Raw genomic sequence first — 17,643 nt, forward strand, 5'->3', positions numbered from 1 at the left:
TAAACTCATCTCCATGCCCCCGGCGAAAACCTCGCATGGCCCGGCAGACGTGACGGCGGCCACGCAGAAGTGGCGCATGTTGCGCTCGCTGTCCTGTGGTAACAAATTTGAAAATGCTGCGCGTGCGCAAGGCGCCACACTGGTCGCCGGTGTGGATGAGGTGGGCCGAGGGGCGCTCTTTGGATGCGTGGTGGCTGCGGCCGTCATCCTGCCGGAGAACACCCGCATTCGCGGCCTGCGCGATTCCAAGCAGCTCCTTCGTAAAGACCGCGAGCGCCTGGCAAGGCTGGTGGAGGAAAAAGCCATTGCGTTTGCGATTGAAGAGGTCGATGTGGAGACCATTGACCGCATCAACATCTACCAGGCCTCCCGGCTGGCGATGACGGGAGCTGTGGCAAGGCTGATGCCCCAGCCAGACCATCTTTTGATTGATGCCATGCGGCTGGATCTGCCCTGCGCACAGACCAGCATCATCTATGGGGATTCTCTTTCGATCTCCATTGCCGCGGCCTCGGTGCTGGCCAAGGTCTACCGAGACCAGCGCATGCGAGAGCTGCACGAAGTCTATCCTCAATACGGACTGGCCTCACACAAGGGCTACAGTACGCCTGAGCATCTGGCAGCGCTTGAAAAATACGGTCCCACGCCACTGCACCGCAGGAGCTTCCGACCGGTGGCGCAGTTCAGGCTCCCCTGGGACGCTCCATCGGAATCCATTTCCACCGACACAGCGACGGTGCCAGCAGAGGGCGGCGCCTGCTGATTTGCCCCATGATGTGCGGGGACGGCAAAATAAAATCAGCAGACCTCTTCCATTCAGCACGGATGAAAAGACCCTTCCAGAGCACGATATTTTTTTTGATTTTGATGGGTGTGGTTTCTTCCCTGGATCGTGCGGCAGGGCAAAGCGCCCCGGAAAGTCCAGACAAAATCTGGCATGGCAAAAGCGCCCAGGAGCTGAGCCGGTCACTGCCCACGCTTCCCGGCGCCGCCCTTTCCCTGGATGCGGCGCATGAGTACACGCTGGCCGAGCTGGTGGACCTGGCCGAAGAACATGATCCTGAGACGCGGGTGGCCTGGCAGCAGGCCAAGGCCCGCGCGGCCGCGCTAGGCATCGCACGGAGCGCATGGTATCCGGTAATTGCTGCCGTGGCCGTGGCCAACACGACGCGCACGCGGGTCCTGTTTGCTTCCGATTTTTATCGCCAGACCTATGGCACGTTTTCACCTGAGGTGCACCTGGAGTATCTGATCTTCGACTTCGGCGGGAGAAGCGGCGCAGTGGAGGCAGCAAAGGCCAACCTTCTCGCCGCCAATCTTGCCTTTAATGACACGCACCGGAAGACCATCTTTGCAGTGATGGCGGCCTACTACCGCCTGCTGAATGCCATGGGACAGCGGGCGGCTGCCGAGGTCAGCCTGAAGAATGCGCAGGCCGTAAAGGAAGACGCCGAAGAACGCCTGAAGCACGGGCTGGCCACAAGGCCCGATGTGCTGGAGGCAGAAGCGGTGGCGGCCCAGGCCGAATATGATCTGCAGGCGGCCACGGGGGCCGAGGAGATCGCGCACGGAGACCTGGCAACGGCGATGGGGCTTCCGCCGGGAACACCATTTCATGTCCAGGACATCAGCAAGCTCAGTCTGCCTGTGAGCCTGGCCGACTCCGTCGATGCTGCTATGACCCGGGCCCTCGAACAACGGCCGGACCTGCAGGCCCAATTTGCGCGGCTCAAGGCGGCCGACGCCGCCATCCGGCAGGCGCGTTCCAGCGATTTTCCCTCATTAAGTCTGAACGGGGACGGCGGTTCTGCGCGTCAGTTTGGCGTCCAGGATACGCTGCCTTCCGCTTATGCCGGTGGTGAGACCTGGAACGTGAGCCTCTCGCTGCGATGGACAATATTTGACGGAACGCGGCGTGAGCATGAAGTGGCGCAGGCGAGGGCGGAAAGAGCGGCCACGCTGGCCGAAATCGAGGCGACGCGGGACCGTATTTCCAATCAGGTCTGGGCGGCGTATTCCAATCTGAAGACAGCCGAGCGGCAACAGCAGGCGGCCGCAGCGCTGCTGGCAGCAGCCAATGAGTCCTATGCTGCGGCGCGCGAATCCTACAGCTATGGGGTCCGGAATCTGCTGGATGTGATTGCCGCCCAGAAGGCGCTGGCGCAGGCCGCCTCAGAAGATGTGTCTGCCCGGGCGCAGCTTCTGCTGCAATCGGCAAATCTCGCTTTTCAAACGGGGGACCTCATATACCTGCCGCCGGGCAAGATAGGACCATGAAAGAAGAGAGAAAAATCGAACGAAGGTCGGCGGCGGCAAAACCGTTTGCTGACCAGGGAAACGTCACAGGTATGCTGGCAGCGATGTCTGGCGTGCTTTTTTTTACCGTCGGATGCGGGCATGCTCCCACCTTCAGCATTCTGGGGTCATTTTTCCCGGCCTGGCTGTTCTGCATTGCTGCTGGTATTTTGCTGGCGGCGTTGTGTTATGGGCTTTTCGTCCGTCTGCAGATGGCCGGTGAAATCCGGCCTGCGATTCTGGTCTATCCCTGCCTGGCAGCATTTTTTGCTTTCACACTTTGGTTAATGTTTTTTCGCTGAGTACGATAGGTGCCTATGACTGAAGAAAACCGCCGCCGCACCGGACGCGCGATCAGCGTGGCTGCGATCGTGTGCGCCGTGATCACTGGCATGCTGGTCCTGCGCGAGACGACGGAAAATCCGCGCACAGACGATGCGGAGGTGTTCGCCAACTTTATAGGAGTCGCACCGGTTGTCAGCGGACCCATCATGAAGCTGAACGTCGCTGACAACCAGCAGGTGAAACAGGGTGATCTGCTTTTTGATATCGATGAGCGGCCCTATGCCTATGCTCTTGCCCGCGCCAAAGCCGAGCAGGCCTCATTGGAAGGGGAGATTGTCGATGAGGGTCGCACCATTGCTTCGCAGCGAAGTGCAGTGGATGTGGCCCAGGCAAACACCCGGAGCGCGGAGGCCAATGTGGCACGTGCCGCAGCTTCTATGAATGAGGCAAAGGCCGAGGTCTCCCACGCCAAGGCCGTCGTGGACCAAGCGGCGGCTGATCTGGCGTATGTAACGAACAACCTGCACCGTATTGAACCGCTGCTGGCCAAACAATACGTGACCGTGGACCAAGTAGACCAGGCGCGGACCCTGGTAGCCACCAGACAGCAGGCGCTTGAGCAGGCGCGCTCCCAACTGGCGCTCTCGCAGGCGAGGCTAGATTCGGCCGCGGCCCAGTACCGCCAGGCACAGGCCATTCTGGAACAGAGCCATCAGCAGGTGGCCCAGGCCGCCCATGCCGTCACAACGCTAGAGCCGCTGGTGGCACAGCGCCAGGCGCGTAGCTCGGCCATCGATATGGCCCAGTACAATCTGGACAACTGCCGCTATTACGCCCCTTTTGACGGACGGGTCACAAACCTGACCATCTCTGAGGGCGCGTATGCTCATGCCGGACAACAGGTCTTTACGCTGATTGATACGCGCACCTGGTGGGCCGTCGCCAATTTCCGTGAGACCCAACTGAAGCACATCCGCCCCGGGATGAAGGCCGATGTGTACGTCATGTCGCGACCGAATGTCCGTCTGCACGGGGTTGTAGACAGCATCGGCTACGGCGTGACTCCGGATGCAGACATTGTAGGAAGGCTTTCCCCGGGGCTGCCTGACGTGCAGCGCACGCTGAACTGGGTCCATCTGGCCTCGCGTTTTCCTGTCCGTGTGCGGATTGAAGATGCCCCCTCGGATTTGCTGCGCCTGAGCGAGTCCGCTGTGGTGGTGATACGGGGTAAATAAAGTGGTGGAGATACAGGGTCAATAAAAGTGGTGGAGATACAGGGTCAATAAAAGTGGTGGAGATACAGGGTAAATAAAGAAGATGGCCACTGCGGTTGCAGCCCCACGTACGGACACTCGGAGCTTTGCCGCATGGTTTGCGGACTTTCTGAGGCAGGAACTGGCGCCCTATCCGGGGCGAGGTTTGATGGTGGCCCGCATGGTGATTGCCGCCACCCTGACCATGGTCCTGGTGATGACCTTCCGTATTCCAGGCGGGGCCACTGGACCGCTGTATGCCTTTCTGATCTCACGGGAGAACCTGGTGTCCACGGCCCGTTCAGCTTTCAAAGTTGTGCTGGCCTTCGGAGTGGGAGGCGCCTTTGTACCGCTGGGTGCGGCGATGTTTGCCTCCATGCCGCTGACGCATTTCCTGTGGGAGGCGGCGAGCATCTTTCTGATCTTTTTTCTGATTCGCACGCTCGGAGACTACAGCGTGGCCAGCGGCGTAGGACTGATGGCGACCTCAGCCATCGCCATCTGGTATCTGCCTGGCCCGGCTGAGCTGAATGTGGAGCGGTCGCTCTGGCAGGTGGCCGCGCCCACTCTGGGCGCGATGGTCACCTTCCTGGTGGAGGCGGTCTTCCATGCCTTCCGCAAGGAAGACCAGCTTCAGACCGGATTACAGTCGCGCCTCCAGGCGCTCGAAGATCTGTTGCACAGCTATGCGCAGGGCCGTCCTGCCGCCCCGCAGACAGTCCGCAGCCTAACACAATATGCCATGGTGGGGGTGGGTTCTTTGCGCCGTCTGCTGGCGCACTCCAACCAGACGCCGCATGAGCTGGCGCGCATGACTGCCCTGGTCTCCATCGTGGGGCGGTCAATGGACTTTGCGGCGGCCATGCTGCATGCCCATCCTATGGTCCCGCCGGAAGACAGGCCGCTGGCGGAGAAGATGGCGCAGCAGCTTGCTGCCGTCCGGCAGTGCCTCCGCAGCGGCTGCGTGCCCGCGGTCCCGGAGGTCCGGGCCGAGGGGGCGCGTATTGTGCTGCTCAAGGAACTGGAGCAGATGATTGCGCTGATTCCGCGTGTCTTTGAAGGCTCCATTTCTCTTGAAGAATTTCGCGCATTTGCCCATGTTCCTGCCGAGAAAACGAGGGTCTTTGTCCGCGATGCCTTTTCCAATCCCGAACATGTGAAGTTTGCTCTAAGCGGCTGTTTGGCGGGAATGCTCTGCTATGTCTTCTACATGGGCCTGGGATGGCCCGGTCTTTCTACATCGGTGACCACCTGTGTGCTGACGGCGCTCTCCAACATCGGGGCGTCGAGGCAAAAGCAGATGCTGCGTCTGGCGGGGGCGGTCATCGGTGGATTTGTATTCGGGCTGGGCGCGCAGGTCTTTGTCCTTCCTTGGCTTGACTCGATTGCCGGGTTCGCCGTGCTCTTTGCTGCTGTTTCCGCCGTCGCTGCCTGGATTGCTACAGCCAGTCCGCGGCTTTCCTATTGCGGACTCCAGATTGCGCTTGCCTTTTACCTGATTCACGTCAATGACTTTACCGTGCAGACCTCGCTCACGATTGGACGGGACCGCGCAATTGGCGTGCTGTTGGGTATTGGGATGATGTGGCTGGTCTTTGAACGCCTCCAGCCGCGCACTGCGGTGGCCCAGATGGTTGCAAGCTTCACGGGAAATCTGCGCCTGATGGCCGATCTGACTACGCTGAAGGTTGCGCCCACCCATGCGGCGTCCATTGCTCGTGCCCGCCGGATGCGAGACCAGATTGTTGCGAATTTTACCGCTGTCCACGCCCAGGCCGATGCCGTACCGTTTGAGATTGGCCCGCGCCGGGCCATACACATGGCCGCACGCGACCGCATTCGCCGATGGCAGTCCATGCTGCGCACCTTTTACCTGCTGGACCTTGCCCTGCTGCAATACCGCATCTTCGGTCAACTGGACCAGCTTCCGGAGGAGATACGGAACGGCCTTGAGGAGTTCCATCAGTCCTGCGCGGGAATCCTGACGGAGATGGCGGCCCATCTCGAAATGCAGCGTGAGGAGGTGGCCGGGCCTTTCGCGGCAGGCATCCAAATGCCTGTGCTGCCAAAGTCTCTCAAGTACCACGGGACTTCGCCCCAGGCCGGCAGTATTGCCTCGATCACGCGCGAGATGACCGAGCTGCTGGAGCGCATCCGCGGCGAGATGCTGCAGGCCCCGCTCTTTGCTCTTGAGTAGCTGGAGTGTAAGGAACCTGATATTCGTTTTCCGCTGGAGTTAAGCTATTGTCCCCAGCAGCTCGTCCAGTAGAGGCACTTCCTCCTCGGGAATATCCTCTACCTTCCCCTTGTTTGGCCAGTTGATCTGGTTCAGCTTCGCGTGTACCTGGTCGCACATTACGATCTGGATTGGCCAATCCTCCGGACTGTGGTACAGGCCGATCTCGTACAGGTTCGGGTCTGTTTCCGGATTCACTGTTAGCCGATACTTGGCTTGCTGCGGGTTCTTCTGGATGAGAAACGCCAGACGGCTCATGAGCAGGTCCTGAAACTCCTGACGGCTGAGCGTTGTTTTCGCTCCGCGGTACGGGATGGACATCCCCAAGGTTGGGATTTTCCTGCTGCTGGGCCGCCAGACCCTTACCATATTGCTCATAAACATCCTCCCATGTTCCCGCACGCTGGATAGTTCCAGGCACTGGGGAAACTTTGTCGGAAGCAACACGCCCATGAATTGAGATGATGCGTACCGGCCAGCGAGCACCCTGCCTGCTATAAAGGCTTCCGTCTACTTCAAAATGGCTGGTCACATTGTAGTGGGAATAAAGCCAGTTGAAAAATACGCGATCCGCGTTGCTCACTCCACCGGCAGCCTTGTCCGCGCCTAGAATGAGCACAGCTTTGCCGTCGTCCTTCATGGCCTCAAGGGAACGCGCTGCAATTAGATGGTCAATCTTCCCCAGCTTATAGCCGTCTACGATGGCCTTTTCCTTGAGTGAACCGAAAGGCGGATTCGCCACAACAGCATCCACGCTTTTTGGAGCAATCTGCGGATTCTGAGCGTCCACCTCGGTAACGTGAAACCCTTGGGATTTAAGACTAGCTGCTCGCTGTGGGTTTAGTTCATTGGCAAATACATTGTTCGGCGAAGCAGTAATGAGCAGCATCCCATTTCCGGCGGTCGGCTCATACACGGTTGTGCTCTTATCGATGCCTGCCAGACGGTCGGCAAGAAAAGCCAAGGGCGCGGGGGTGGAATAAGCCTGGTTCTGAATGCTGGTAGAGGTGCGAACATTCAGGCTTGGCTGGCTCTCATAAAGCTTGACTAGCTTATCAAATACCTCTCTATCGTCATTCCCGGATGCAGCGATTTCCCGAGCATGGCGAACGATGGCAGATTCAAGCGCCTCTTGCGCCTCCTTCATGCGCGAATCAGAAACCGAACCGCCATCAAACTTCATCACCTGAGCACGCAGCATCAGGTTGTTTTTCGGCATCTCTCCTGCCGCAATCCGTTCGTAGAGATAGGTTGTAAGGTCTTTTGCTCCAGAGGCAGCAGCGCTGGGATTCTGCTTCGGATTTTCTACTGGGCTGGATTCTGAATGGGGTTCTCCTCGTCCTCCGGAAGAGGATAGCCCACGCTCTTCAGGTACTCGCGCACCTTCTGTGCCCTGGTCTGATACGGATGGCTGAGATAAATCTCCATTGACTTGTTGAGAATTTCTTTCCTCCTGTCCAGAGGAATTTCGTCCAGCTTGCGCAGACGCTCTTTCGAGTCCATCAATATATTCCTTTTCCGTTAGAGATGATCCAAAAGCGGACAGAGTCCAGCCCCTTGCGGTAAGCTGGAAAGGAGTTTTTTCCGGGCGCCCCGGGGCTGTGCGACAATAACTAAGTACGGAGGAAGTTCCTGCGCCAGGCGCAGGAGAGGATTCCATCATGCTGGACAATCTGCTTAAACCCGAGCACCTGCTGCTGATTCTTGCCATTGCTTTGCTGATCTTTGGTCCTTCCAAATTGCCTGGACTGGGCAAGGGACTGGGCGAGGCCTTCCGCGGCTTCAAGGAAGGCATTAAAGGGAGTGGTGGCTCTGAGAGCGAAAAACAGGAAAACGCTGCCAAGTCTGAAGCAACCACCGCGCAGACCAAATAGACCCAGACCTATACCCAGACATCGACCTGTAAGTACGCAGGGGGACGGAAGGGCCGCAGTCTCCCTCGCATCGATTCGCCAGCTTCCTGTCTACTTTCTTTGCACCCCGGAATCCATGGTTTCCCGCATGACTCTGCGCGAAGGTGCTTCTTTGGGTGTGGCCTGCGCCATCTCCAGAGCGTCGTCAACGTTTCGGGCAATGTGGATGAGTGCCCGGTTCTCCGGTCGAATGAAGCCCTGCTGGACGCCATGGTCCAGGAAGGCCAGAAACCCGTCAAAGTATCCGTTGATGTTCAATAGAATGCAGGGCTTCTGATGGATCCTGAGCTGTGCCCAGGTCACGATTTCGATGAACTCATCGAGGGTGCCGTATCCACCGGGGAGGGCGATGAAGGCATCAGCATGGTCTGACATAAGGGCCTTGCGCTCGTGCATGGTTTTGACAATATGAAGTCTGGTCAGGCCTTGGTGTGCGATTTCACGGTCCATCAGGACGTCAGGCATGACGCCGATGACCTCGGCGCCGCCTTCGAGTGCAGCGTCCGCCAGCACACCCATCAGTCCGACAGTCGCGCCGCCATAGACCAGGCCCATGCCAGCAGCAGCGATGTTGCGGCCCAGCTCTTTCGCAGCCTGAACATAAGCAGGCCCAGCTCCATTTGCCGAGCCGCAGAAGACGCAGATGCGGAATGGTTGGGAGGAAGGCATCAGGATGAGTGTAGCGTGACTGCGGCGGTGCTGCATGGGCCGCCCTCGGCCCGGATGGAGATACACTGGTAGAAGGGAACTCCTACCGAAACAGACTCCGAGAAAGCATTTGCAGCAGCTACTGGACAAGTTGAATCCGCAGCAGAGGGCCGCGGTAGAGGCCGTCGACGGCCCGGTTCTGATTCTTGCCGGCGCAGGATCAGGGAAAACACGTGTCATTACGCATCGCATCGCATATCTGATTGGGGAGCGCGGCGTGGCCCCGGATGCGGTCCTGGCCGTGACCTTCACCAACAAGGCCGCTGCCGAGATGGGCGAGCGTGTCGAGAAGCTCATCGGCCACTCGACGCTGGCCAAGCCGCTGATTGCCACGTTTCATTCCTTTTGCGTACGAATGCTGCGGCGGGACATTGAGGCCCTGCGCGTGGGCAATGAAGGACTGACGAAGACCTTCGCCATCTACGACGAAAACGATCAACAAAATCTGGTGAAGCAGATCATGCGGCGCATGGGCCTCGACGACAAGCAATTGACGCCGCGCGTGGTGCTTTCGCGCATCTCCTGGGCAAAGAACCACATGATGGATCCGCAGGAATATTTTCTGCAGTCGGCCGACCCCGTCAGCGAAAAAGTGGCGCACATCTTTGAGGCCTACAGGAAAGAGCTGCGCAAGAACAATGCCGTGGACTTTGACGATCTGCTGCTGGAGGCGGTGCGGCTGCTGAAGGTCTCTGCCGAAGTACGAGAGAAATATAATCGGCGCTATCGCTATCTGCTGATTGATGAGTACCAGGACACCAACCGTCCGCAGTATGAGCTGATGAAGCTGCTGGCAGGCGAGGCGAAAAATGTCTGTGTGGTGGGCGATGAAGACCAGAGCATCTACTCCTGGCGCGGCGCCGACATCCGCAACATTCTTGAGTTTGAGAAAGACTTTCCGAATGCGAAGGTCATTCGCCTGGAGCAGAACTATCGCTCGACGCAGGTCATTCTGGAAGCTGCCGGGGCGGTCGTGGCGCGCAATTCGCAGCGCAAGGGCAAACGCCTGTGGACGGCGCGCGAGGGCGGCACCAAGATTGGCTACTACGAGGCCCCGGACGGTGAAAACGAAGCGCTGTTTATTGCCGATTACATCCAGAAATATCTGCGCAAGGCCGGGCAGGAGCAGGAGGATGTTCGCATTGCCGTGCTCTATCGCACAAACTCGCAGTCCCGCCTGATTGAAGAAGCGCTGCGGCGGTATGGGATCAGCTACACCATGGTCGGGGGCTTTTCCTTCTATGAGCGCGCAGAAATCAAAGACCTGCTGAGTTATCTGAAGCTGGTACAGAACCCGCATGATTCCATTGCCTTGCAGCGCGTCATCAATGTTCCGGCACGCGGCATTGGCAAGGCGACCCTGGAGACCCTGGAACGCATTGCTCTGGAAACCGGGACCAGCACCTGGACGGCAATGGAGCGCGCGCTCGCAGAAAGACTTGTCCCCACACGGGCCTGCATTGCTCTGGACAGCTTCCGCAAGCTGATTGAAGACGCGCGGGCCATGCTGGCAGGACAATTTGCCGAGAAGCTGACAGCGGACATCGCAGAAGAGGCCGCGCCTGCATCCGACGAAGACACGAGCTTTGATTTTGGCACCGAAGACCAGCATGGCTTTGCATTTTCCGACGATGTCTCCTTCAACCCTTTTGAAGAAAGTTCAGGGTTGAAGGGTGAGATTGAGGAGATGGTTGAGGACAGGAAAGTCCCTGAGTTTCGCCAGCCAGGAGACGCGGCCACTCTGCCAGAGCTGATCCGCTTCATCATTGACCGCAGCGGATATATCCGCGCGCTGGAGGAAGAAGGGACTCCCGAGGCGTTCTCACGGATTGAAAACCTGAAGGAGCTGGCCAATGCGGCCCAGGATGCACAGGAGCGCGGCGAGACCCTGGATGAATTTCTGGACCACGCGGCACTTGTAAGCGACGCCGATCAGTATGATGCCAATGCGCGTGTCACGCTGATGACGCTGCACTCGGCCAAAGGCCTGGAGTTTCCTCTGGTGTTGCTGGCCGGGATGGAAGAGGGCCTATTTCCGCACTCACGAACGCTGAATGATCCGGAGCAGATGGAAGAGGAGCGCCGCCTTGCCTACGTTGGCATGACGCGGGCAATGGATGCACTGGTTCTGACGAGGGCGCGATATCGCAGGCGCTATGGGAATGACATGCCGGAAGCTTCGATGCCATCGCGATTTCTGGAAGAAGTGCCCCCACATCTGCTCGAAGACCTGAGTGGAGGGCAGCGTCCGGCAGCAAGCTGGGGCGGATACGCGGCTTCCTATACGCAGCAGCCTTCATGGATGCGCCGCCGCACTTCCAGCGACGATTTCGAGGGCAGCCGTCATTACAACTACGAGGACGAAGACCAGCGTCCGGCGCAGCGGGGCCGCGGTGAAGACTCCTTCGATAACATTGCGCAGTTTTTCGGGGCGCGCGGAAAGTCCGCCGTCCCGCGGCCCGTGGTGGAAGCTGCGGGGCCAAAGAGCACTTCCGGGCTGAAGAGCGGGCAACGCGTACGTCACCCCAAGTATGGCGAAGGCGTCGTCTTCCGGCGCGAGGGGGATGGGGAAGACGCCAAAGTCACGGTACAATTTACAAGGTTCGGTGTGAAAAAGCTGGTGGAAAAATTCGCCCAGCTGGAACGGCTATAGATGCAGGTCTTTCTACTCCGCTCAGAGCGGAAACACGCTGAGGTGGTGTGGAACAGGACCTTGTTTTAAGGAGAAGAATGGCAAATACAAAGAAGGTTGAGAACAAAGAGGAACGTAAAAAGCTGAAGCGTGCGGCGCGCAAGAAGGCAGCCCCCAAGGCAAAACGCACCACACCGCGTGGCTCGAACAAGAAGAAGGTAAGGAAACTGGCGCGCGGCCAGAGCAAGAGATAGTCCGTACTGTGCCTGTCCTGCGGAATTTTTTTCGCGGGACAGGCCCGGAGCAGGTACACTCCCCTCAGAGAAATGTCCGCAGGAGCCGACCCTGTCGCACCAAGTTTTCGCCCGGAAATCCATCGACAAGCTCATCAGCGATTCGGAAGCGCCCGAGCACAGCCTGAAGAAAACGCTGGGGCCGTGGTCTCTTACGGCGCTGGGCATTGGCGCAGTCATCGGCTCGGGCATCTTCACCGTCATCGGCACAGCCATTGCCGGCGAGCAGTTTGATGCTTCTTCCATCCTGAACACGCCGGTGCTGGACTATCTGGTGCATCATACCGCCCTGGTGGGGCGTCCCGGCGCCGGACCGGCGCTGGCCCTTTCCCTGGTCCTGGTGGCGATTGTCTGTGCCTTTACCGGCCTTTGCTATGCTGAGCTTGCTTCGATGATCCCGATTGCCGGATCAGCCTATACCTACACGTACGCCACGCTGGGCGAACTGGTTGCCTGGATCATCGGCTGGGACCTGATTCTGGAGTACGCCTTCTCCAACATGGCAGTGTGCGTCGGCTTTGCCGCGCACATTGTGGACTTGATGGACTGGCTCGGCATTCATCCATCGGCGCGATGGATCTCGCCGGCCTATCTTCCCAGCGGACTCCAGGACTTCCACGGGAACACCCTCTATGCGCCCGGATGGCACTTCGGTTTTAACTGGCCGGCATTTCTCATCGTCATGCTCCTGACCGTGGTGCTGGTGCGGGGCATCCGCGAGTCGGCGGAGACGAACAACGTGATGGTGCTGCTGAAGATTGCGGCCATCCTGATCTTCATTGCCTTCGGCGCACACTTTGTACACCCGTCGAACTGGCATCCATTTTCTCCCAATGGTTGGTCCGGACTTCTGACCGGCGGCTCCATCATCTTTTTCACCTACATTGGCTTTGATTCTGTTTCGACGGCGGCCGAGGAATGCAGGAACCCGCAGCGCGATGTGCCGATCGGCATCCTGGCGACGCTGTTGATCTGCACGCTGCTTTATATTGGGGTGGCGGTCGTTCTGACCGGGCTGGTCAAATGGAACACGCTGGTCGGCGATGCTGCTCCGGTGGTGAACACGCTACGCAAGCTCTCTGCAATGAACCATAGCGCGACCCTGCACTGGGGGCGCCTGGTGATCCTTATCGGTGCATTGCTGGGCATGATCTCGTCCATTCTGGTCTTCCAGATCGGGCAGGCGCGCGTCTGGTTTGCCATGTCCCGTGATCGCCTGCTGCCCGCGGTCTTTTCGAAGGTACATCCGCGTTACCGGACGCCGGCGGTCTCCACGTGGGTGGCCGGGATCGTCGTCGGGCTGCCGGCCGGATTGCTGGACATCGGCACCTTCTCTGACCTGTCAAACATCGGTACGCTTTTCGCATTTGTACTGGTCTCGGCCGGTGTGCTGATTCTGCGCTATAAGGACCCGCATCGGCACCGCAGCTTCCGCTGTCCCGGTGGTCCGGTCTTCCCGGTGCTCAGCATTCTCTTTTGTGTGCTGCTGATGGCTGGATTGCCGATCATGACTTGGCTGCGTTTCTTTATCTGGCTGGCGATTGGCCTGGTGATCTATTTCAGTTACAGCCGCAAGCGCAGCGAGTTCTGTCCGGAAGGCCCTGGGAAGTGACGCCGTCTGCCACAGCTTCCTTTCTGCGCCGTCTGCCCAAGGCCGAGCTGCATCTGCATCTGGAAGGGACCATCGCACCGGAGACGCTGGTGGAACTGAGCCGCAGACATGATCCTGAACCGCTGACGCTGGCGCAGGCCGAGGCGCTGTATCAGTACACGGACTTTACAGGCTTTTTGATGGCCTTCAAGGCCGTCTCAGATCGTCTGCGTACCCCGGAAGACTACGAGTTGATCACCTTCAGAATGGCTGAGCAGCTTGCAGCGCAGGGCATCGTCCATGCCGAGGTCTATGTTGCCGTGGGGGTCATCTACTTCTGGGGGCGTTCAGAGTTTGAGCCGCTGTTTGCGGGCATGGAACGCGCCCGTCTGCTGGCTGAAAGGGACTTTGGCCTGAGCCTGTTCTGGATCTTTGATGCCGTGCGTCATTTCGGCGTCGAGCCTGCCGCGCGCGTCTTCCGTAAGGCCGCCGAGATGAGGCGGGAATACCCCAGTATTGTGGGGATTGGTATTGGCGGAGATGAACGCCGCGGCCCCGCCGAGCTTTTTCGTGGTCTTTACAGTGAAGCGCGCGATGCCGGACTGCATCTGACCGTCCATGCCGGGGAAGCCGTAGGGCCGGAAAGCATCTGGGGAGCGCTGAATCTCGGGGCAGAGCGGCTGGGCCATGCGTTGACCGCCATCGAAGACCCAGAGCTAGTGCATGTGCTTGCCGAACGCCAGATTCCGGTGGAGATCTGCATGACCTCCAACCTGCGCACGGGCTGCTGTGCGCGCCTTCAGGACCATCCGGTGCGGCGATATTTTGATTCCGGCCTGCTGGTTACTCTGAACTCGGATGATCCGGCGATGTTTGGCAGCAATCTGGAAGGGGAGTTTCTTCTGGCCCACCAGGAGTTTGGCTTTACTGAGGAGCATCTGCGTGAGCTTGCGGCCAATTCGATTGAGGCCAGTTTTCTTCCGGCAGAGCAAAAAGTGCGCTGGTTACATCAAATCGAACAGAGCATTGAATGAGATATGGATCGCTGCCGATACGCACAATAATAGCGAAGTGCGCTATCATGACGGCATGAAGCCATTCAAGGAAAGGCTTTTTCGGTCGGGAAAGAAGGCTGAAGTGATTGTTATACCGTGTCTTAGGAAAAAGGACGAATCTGCTGTTGCCCTGAAGGCCATTGGCTGGAGTTCTGTAGCGCTCGGAGTGGTCGCCCTGGGTCTCTATGTTGGCCGCGAACTGCGTCAGCGGTACAAATTTAACCGGCGCACGCCGTATGATATGTATTCTCACGCCGGGGACCAGATGGCTGCGGCAGAATATGGCGTAGGGGTGTAAACACTCTGTCCTGGCGTTCCTGTGCAATCCATAGCAGACACAAAAGGCCCCGTTTCCTCCGGGGCCCTTTTCGTGTCTGGCCTTGCTTTACCTGGCCGCCAGCTGCCGCAGCACGTACTGCAGAATCCCGCCATTCTCGTAGTAAAGAATTTCCTGCGGTGTATCGATGCGCACCCGGGTCTCGAACTCTTTGACTTTGCCATCGGGTGAGGTGGCCCGGACCTTGAGGATGCGTCCATGGGCAAATTTTGCGTCAAGCAGCGCCTTCAACCCAGGAAAGTCATAGACTTCTTCGCCGGTGAGGCCCAGGCCTTCCGCATTCTGCCCGTCTACAAACTGGAGCGGGAGGATGCCCATGCCGACCAGGTTGGAACGGTGAATGCGTTCATAGCTTTCGGCAATCACAGCGCGCACACCCAGCAGGCGGGGACCTTTGGCGGCCCAGTCACGCGAGGAGCCGGAGCCGTATTCCTTCCCGGCCAGGATGATCAGCGGCACTCGGCGTTCGGCGTATTTCACGCTGGCGTCGTAAATGCTCATCTGTTCGCCCTCGGGCAGCAGGCGCGTCACTCCGCCTTCGGTTCCCGGAGCGAGCTTGTTGCGCAGGCGAACATTGGCGAAGGTGCCGCGCACCATGACTTCATGGTTACCACGGCGCGAGCCGTAGGAGTTAAAGTCTGCTGGCTTTACCCCATGTTCGGTCAGGTACTTGCCGGCAGGTGAGTTCGGTTTGATCGAACCAGCTGGAGAGATGTGGTCTGTAGTGACGCTGTCGCCCAGAACGGCCAGTACGCGCGCGCCATGAATGTCTTCTACGGGCACAGGTTTTGCAGGCATCCCGTCAAAGTAGGGGGCTTTGCGGATATAGGTGGAGTCCGCCTCCCACTGGTAGACGTTTCCGCCCGGAAACTGAAGTCCCTGCCAGTTGCTGTCGCCTTGTGTGACGGTGGCGTATTCCTTGCGGAAGCCATCGGAATCCACGCAGGCAGCGATGGTATCGGCGACCTCCTTCTGGGTTGGCCAGATGTCTTTGAGATAGACCGGCTGTCCGTCCCTGCCCTTGCCCAGAGGTTCTTTCTCAAGGTCCACGTCAATCCGTCCGGCCAGCGCATAGGCGACCACAAGTGGAGGCGACATCAGATAGTTGGCGCGGACATCGGAGTTGATGCGGCCTTCAAAATTCCGGTTTCCGCTCAGTACGGAGACCGCCACCAGACCGTGATCTTCGATGGCCTTGGATACGTCCGTCGGCAAAGGCCCGGAGTTTCCAATGCAAGTGGTGCAGCCATATCCCACAACATTGAAGCGCAGCTTTTCAAGATACGGCAGCAGGCCGGACTTCTCGTAATAATCCGTCACTACGCGCGAGCCCGGGGCCAGAGAGGTCTTCACCCAGGGTGGCACGCTCAGGCCCTTCTCGACCGCCTTTTTGGCCAGAATTCCGGCCGCCAGCATGACCGAGGGGTTCGAAGTATTGGTGCAGCTTGTGATCGCGGCGATGACGATGGAGCCGTGGTCCAGATATTTGTCCACGTCCACACCAAAGCGTTCTTTCACCGTAGTGATGGGTCCGGTCTCATGCGTACCCGCAGCAGCGTCCACGCTCTCGGCCGGATGGCCACCCTCGCCTTCCCAGCGCAGCACCTGGCGGACGCCATTCTTGTCCGCATTGGGGCCGAGCAGGTTGGGAAGCTGTTTTTTGAAGTTGGCTCCTGCCTCGCTCAGACGCACGCGGTCCTGAGGGCGCTTGGGGCCGGCCACGCTTGGCTCTACAGTGGCCAGGTCCAGCGAGATGGTCTGCGAATATTCGGCTTCCGGTGAGCTGGCGGTGTGGAAGAGTCCCTGTTCCTTGTAGTAGGCCTCGACCAGCTGGATCTGCTCCTCGCTGCGGCCGGTGAGACGCAGGTAGCGCAGGGTCTCGGCGTCCACTGGGAAGATGCCGCAGGTCGCGCCATATTCGGGGGCCATATTGCCGATGGTGGCGCGGTCCGCCAGCGGAAGTTCGCTGACGCCCGGGCCGTAGAACTCGACGAACTTACCCACTACGCCGAGTTTGCGCAGCATCTCAGTCACGGTCAGCACCAGGTCGGTGGCTGTCGCTCCTTCACGCAGCTTGCCGGTCAGCTTGAAGCCGACCACCTGCGGCACCAGCATGGAAACCGGCTGTCCGAGCATGGCCGCCTCGGCCTCAATACCACCGACGCCCCAGCCAAGAACGCCCAGACCGTTAATCATGGTTGTGTGTGAATCCGTTCCGACCAGCGTGTCAGGGTAGGCCAGCGGCTTTTCGCCGTTTGTGGTGAAGACCACACGGGCCAGGTACTCCAGGTTGACCTGATGGCAGATGCCCATGCCCGGAGGAACCACTGAGAAATTGCGAAAGGCCGACTGCCCCCACTTGAGGAAGGCATACCGCTCGCGGTTGCGCTGGAACTCCAGCATGGTATTGAGTTCGTACGATTTCGGCGTTCCGAACTCGTCCACCTGCACGGAGTGGTCAATGACCAGCTCGGCGGGCTGTAGCGGATTGATCTTCTGTGGGTCGCCGCCCAGTTGCTTCATGGCGTCACGCATTGCAGCCAGGTCCACAATCGCAGGGACACCCGTAAAGTCCTGCATCAGAACACGCGCAGGCATGTAGGCAATTTCGCGCGAGGGTTCGGCCTTCGGGTCCCACTTGGCGAGAAACTCAATGTCCTCGGCAGTCACGCTTTTGCCGTCCTCCTGCCGGAGCAGGTTTTCCAGCAGAATGCGCAGGCTATAGGGCAGACGCGCAAGGTTTACACCGGCCTTTTCGAGCGCGTCGAGGCGGAAGATCTCATAGGTACGGTTGCCGGACTTCAACTCCGACCGGCTGCCAAAACTGTTTCCAACCTGGCTCATAAATGTCCTTTCTATTGTGGCGAAGAGCAATGTTCCGCATCCGCGCGAGCGGCCGCGAGCGCTGCATGGGCCTGCTGCGCGCAGAAAAATACAATCTTCAGGGTGAGTCAGCGGACTGGCCGTCGTCCACGGTCCGGGCGGCCGCGACGAAAACGCTTCAGGCGTGGCGGGACGAGGTTCATGACTCTGAGATTATTTTAG

The 17,643-nt window shown here is 59.0% G+C and carries 15 protein-coding genes; 11 read left to right on the forward strand and 4 right to left on the reverse strand.

Features of this window, described 5'->3' with window-relative positions:
- Positions 1-13: 13 nt before the first annotated feature.
- The 5 genes from rnhB (at position 14) to N655_RS0107865 (ending at position 6,030) form a co-directional block, all read left to right on the forward strand.
- A complete protein-coding gene (gene rnhB, locus N655_RS17955; RefSeq protein ID WP_044934198.1) occupies positions 14-763 on the forward strand; it encodes a ribonuclease HII in 750 nt (249 codons plus the stop codon).
- 62 nt (positions 764-825) lie between these two features.
- Positions 826-2,277 carry a TolC family protein gene (locus tag N655_RS0107850; protein WP_238324586.1) on the forward strand — a complete coding sequence of 484 codons (1,452 nt, stop codon included), beginning with the start codon at positions 826-828 and terminating at the stop codon, positions 2,275-2,277.
- Complete coding sequence (locus N655_RS0107855; RefSeq protein WP_238324587.1) at positions 2,274-2,597, forward strand: YtcA family lipoprotein; 324 nt, start codon at positions 2,274-2,276, stop codon at positions 2,595-2,597. The genes N655_RS0107850 and N655_RS0107855 overlap by 4 nt, the downstream gene beginning before the upstream one ends.
- A 15-nt stretch (positions 2,598-2,612) precedes the next feature.
- Positions 2,613-3,815, forward strand: coding sequence for an efflux RND transporter periplasmic adaptor subunit (locus tag N655_RS0107860; RefSeq protein ID WP_026442538.1), 1,203 nt, complete (start codon positions 2,613-2,615; stop codon positions 3,813-3,815).
- Between the two features lie 82 nt (positions 3,816-3,897).
- On the forward strand, positions 3,898-6,030 hold the full coding sequence (locus N655_RS0107865; protein WP_026442539.1) for an FUSC family protein: 2,133 nt from the start codon (positions 3,898-3,900) through the stop codon (positions 6,028-6,030).
- On the opposite strand, the gene N655_RS17960 is transcribed toward N655_RS0107865, so the two are convergent.
- Together N655_RS17960 and N655_RS19795 are read right to left on the reverse strand one after the other, a co-directional pair.
- Positions 5,954-7,288 carry an SAM-dependent methyltransferase gene (locus N655_RS17960; protein ID WP_026442540.1) on the reverse strand — a complete coding sequence of 445 codons (1,335 nt, stop codon included), beginning with the start codon at positions 7,286-7,288 and terminating at the stop codon, positions 5,954-5,956. The two genes, N655_RS0107865 and N655_RS17960, sit on opposite strands and share 77 nt — an antisense overlap.
- A gap of 86 nt (positions 7,289-7,374) precedes the next feature.
- On the reverse strand, positions 7,375-7,572 hold the full coding sequence (locus N655_RS19795; protein ID WP_026442541.1) for a hypothetical protein: 198 nt from the start codon (positions 7,570-7,572) through the stop codon (positions 7,375-7,377).
- Between the two features lie 158 nt (positions 7,573-7,730).
- Between N655_RS19795 and tatA the strand changes: the two genes are divergently transcribed.
- A complete protein-coding gene (tatA, locus tag N655_RS17965) occupies positions 7,731-7,943 on the forward strand; it encodes a twin-arginine translocase TatA/TatE family subunit (protein WP_044934203.1) in 213 nt (70 codons plus the stop codon).
- Between the two features lie 90 nt (positions 7,944-8,033).
- Here the strand turns inward: tatA and N655_RS0107890 are convergent, their stop codons facing one another.
- Positions 8,034-8,687, reverse strand: a complete 654-nt coding sequence (locus tag N655_RS0107890) for a TIGR00730 family Rossman fold protein (protein ID WP_049961332.1) — start codon at positions 8,685-8,687, stop codon at positions 8,034-8,036.
- 73 nt (positions 8,688-8,760) lie between these two features.
- Between N655_RS0107890 and N655_RS0107895 the strand changes: the two genes are divergently transcribed.
- The 5 genes from N655_RS0107895 (at position 8,761) to N655_RS20875 (ending at position 14,559) form a co-directional block, all read left to right on the forward strand.
- Positions 8,761-11,343, forward strand: a complete 2,583-nt coding sequence (locus N655_RS0107895) for an ATP-dependent helicase (protein WP_026442543.1) — start codon at positions 8,761-8,763, stop codon at positions 11,341-11,343.
- Positions 11,344-11,420: 77 nt separating this feature from the next.
- Positions 11,421-11,576, forward strand: coding sequence for a hypothetical protein (locus tag N655_RS20750; protein WP_202900328.1), 156 nt, complete (start codon positions 11,421-11,423; stop codon positions 11,574-11,576).
- A gap of 133 nt (positions 11,577-11,709) precedes the next feature.
- A complete protein-coding gene (locus N655_RS0107910; RefSeq protein ID WP_285222259.1) occupies positions 11,710-13,227 on the forward strand; it encodes an amino acid permease in 1,518 nt (505 codons plus the stop codon).
- Complete coding sequence (gene add / locus N655_RS0107915) at positions 13,224-14,240, forward strand: adenosine deaminase (protein ID WP_049961333.1); 1,017 nt, start codon at positions 13,224-13,226, stop codon at positions 14,238-14,240. Before N655_RS0107910 ends, add begins: the two co-directional genes overlap by 4 nt.
- Entirely contained in the window at positions 14,233-14,559 is a 327-nt protein-coding gene (locus N655_RS20875) for a hypothetical protein (protein WP_238324589.1), read from the forward strand. Before add ends, N655_RS20875 begins: the two co-directional genes overlap by 8 nt.
- 87 nt (positions 14,560-14,646) lie before the next feature.
- Here N655_RS20875 and acnA read toward each other — a convergent pair whose 3' ends face one another.
- Positions 14,647-17,442, reverse strand: a complete 2,796-nt coding sequence (acnA, locus tag N655_RS0107925; protein ID WP_026442548.1) for an aconitate hydratase AcnA — start codon at positions 17,440-17,442, stop codon at positions 14,647-14,649.
- Positions 17,443-17,643 lie beyond the last annotated feature (201 nt).

The sequence above is a fragment of the Pseudacidobacterium ailaaui genome (assembly GCF_000688455.1).
In the GTDB taxonomy this organism is placed as follows: Bacteria; Acidobacteriota; Terriglobia; order Terriglobales; family Acidobacteriaceae; genus Pseudacidobacterium; species Pseudacidobacterium ailaaui.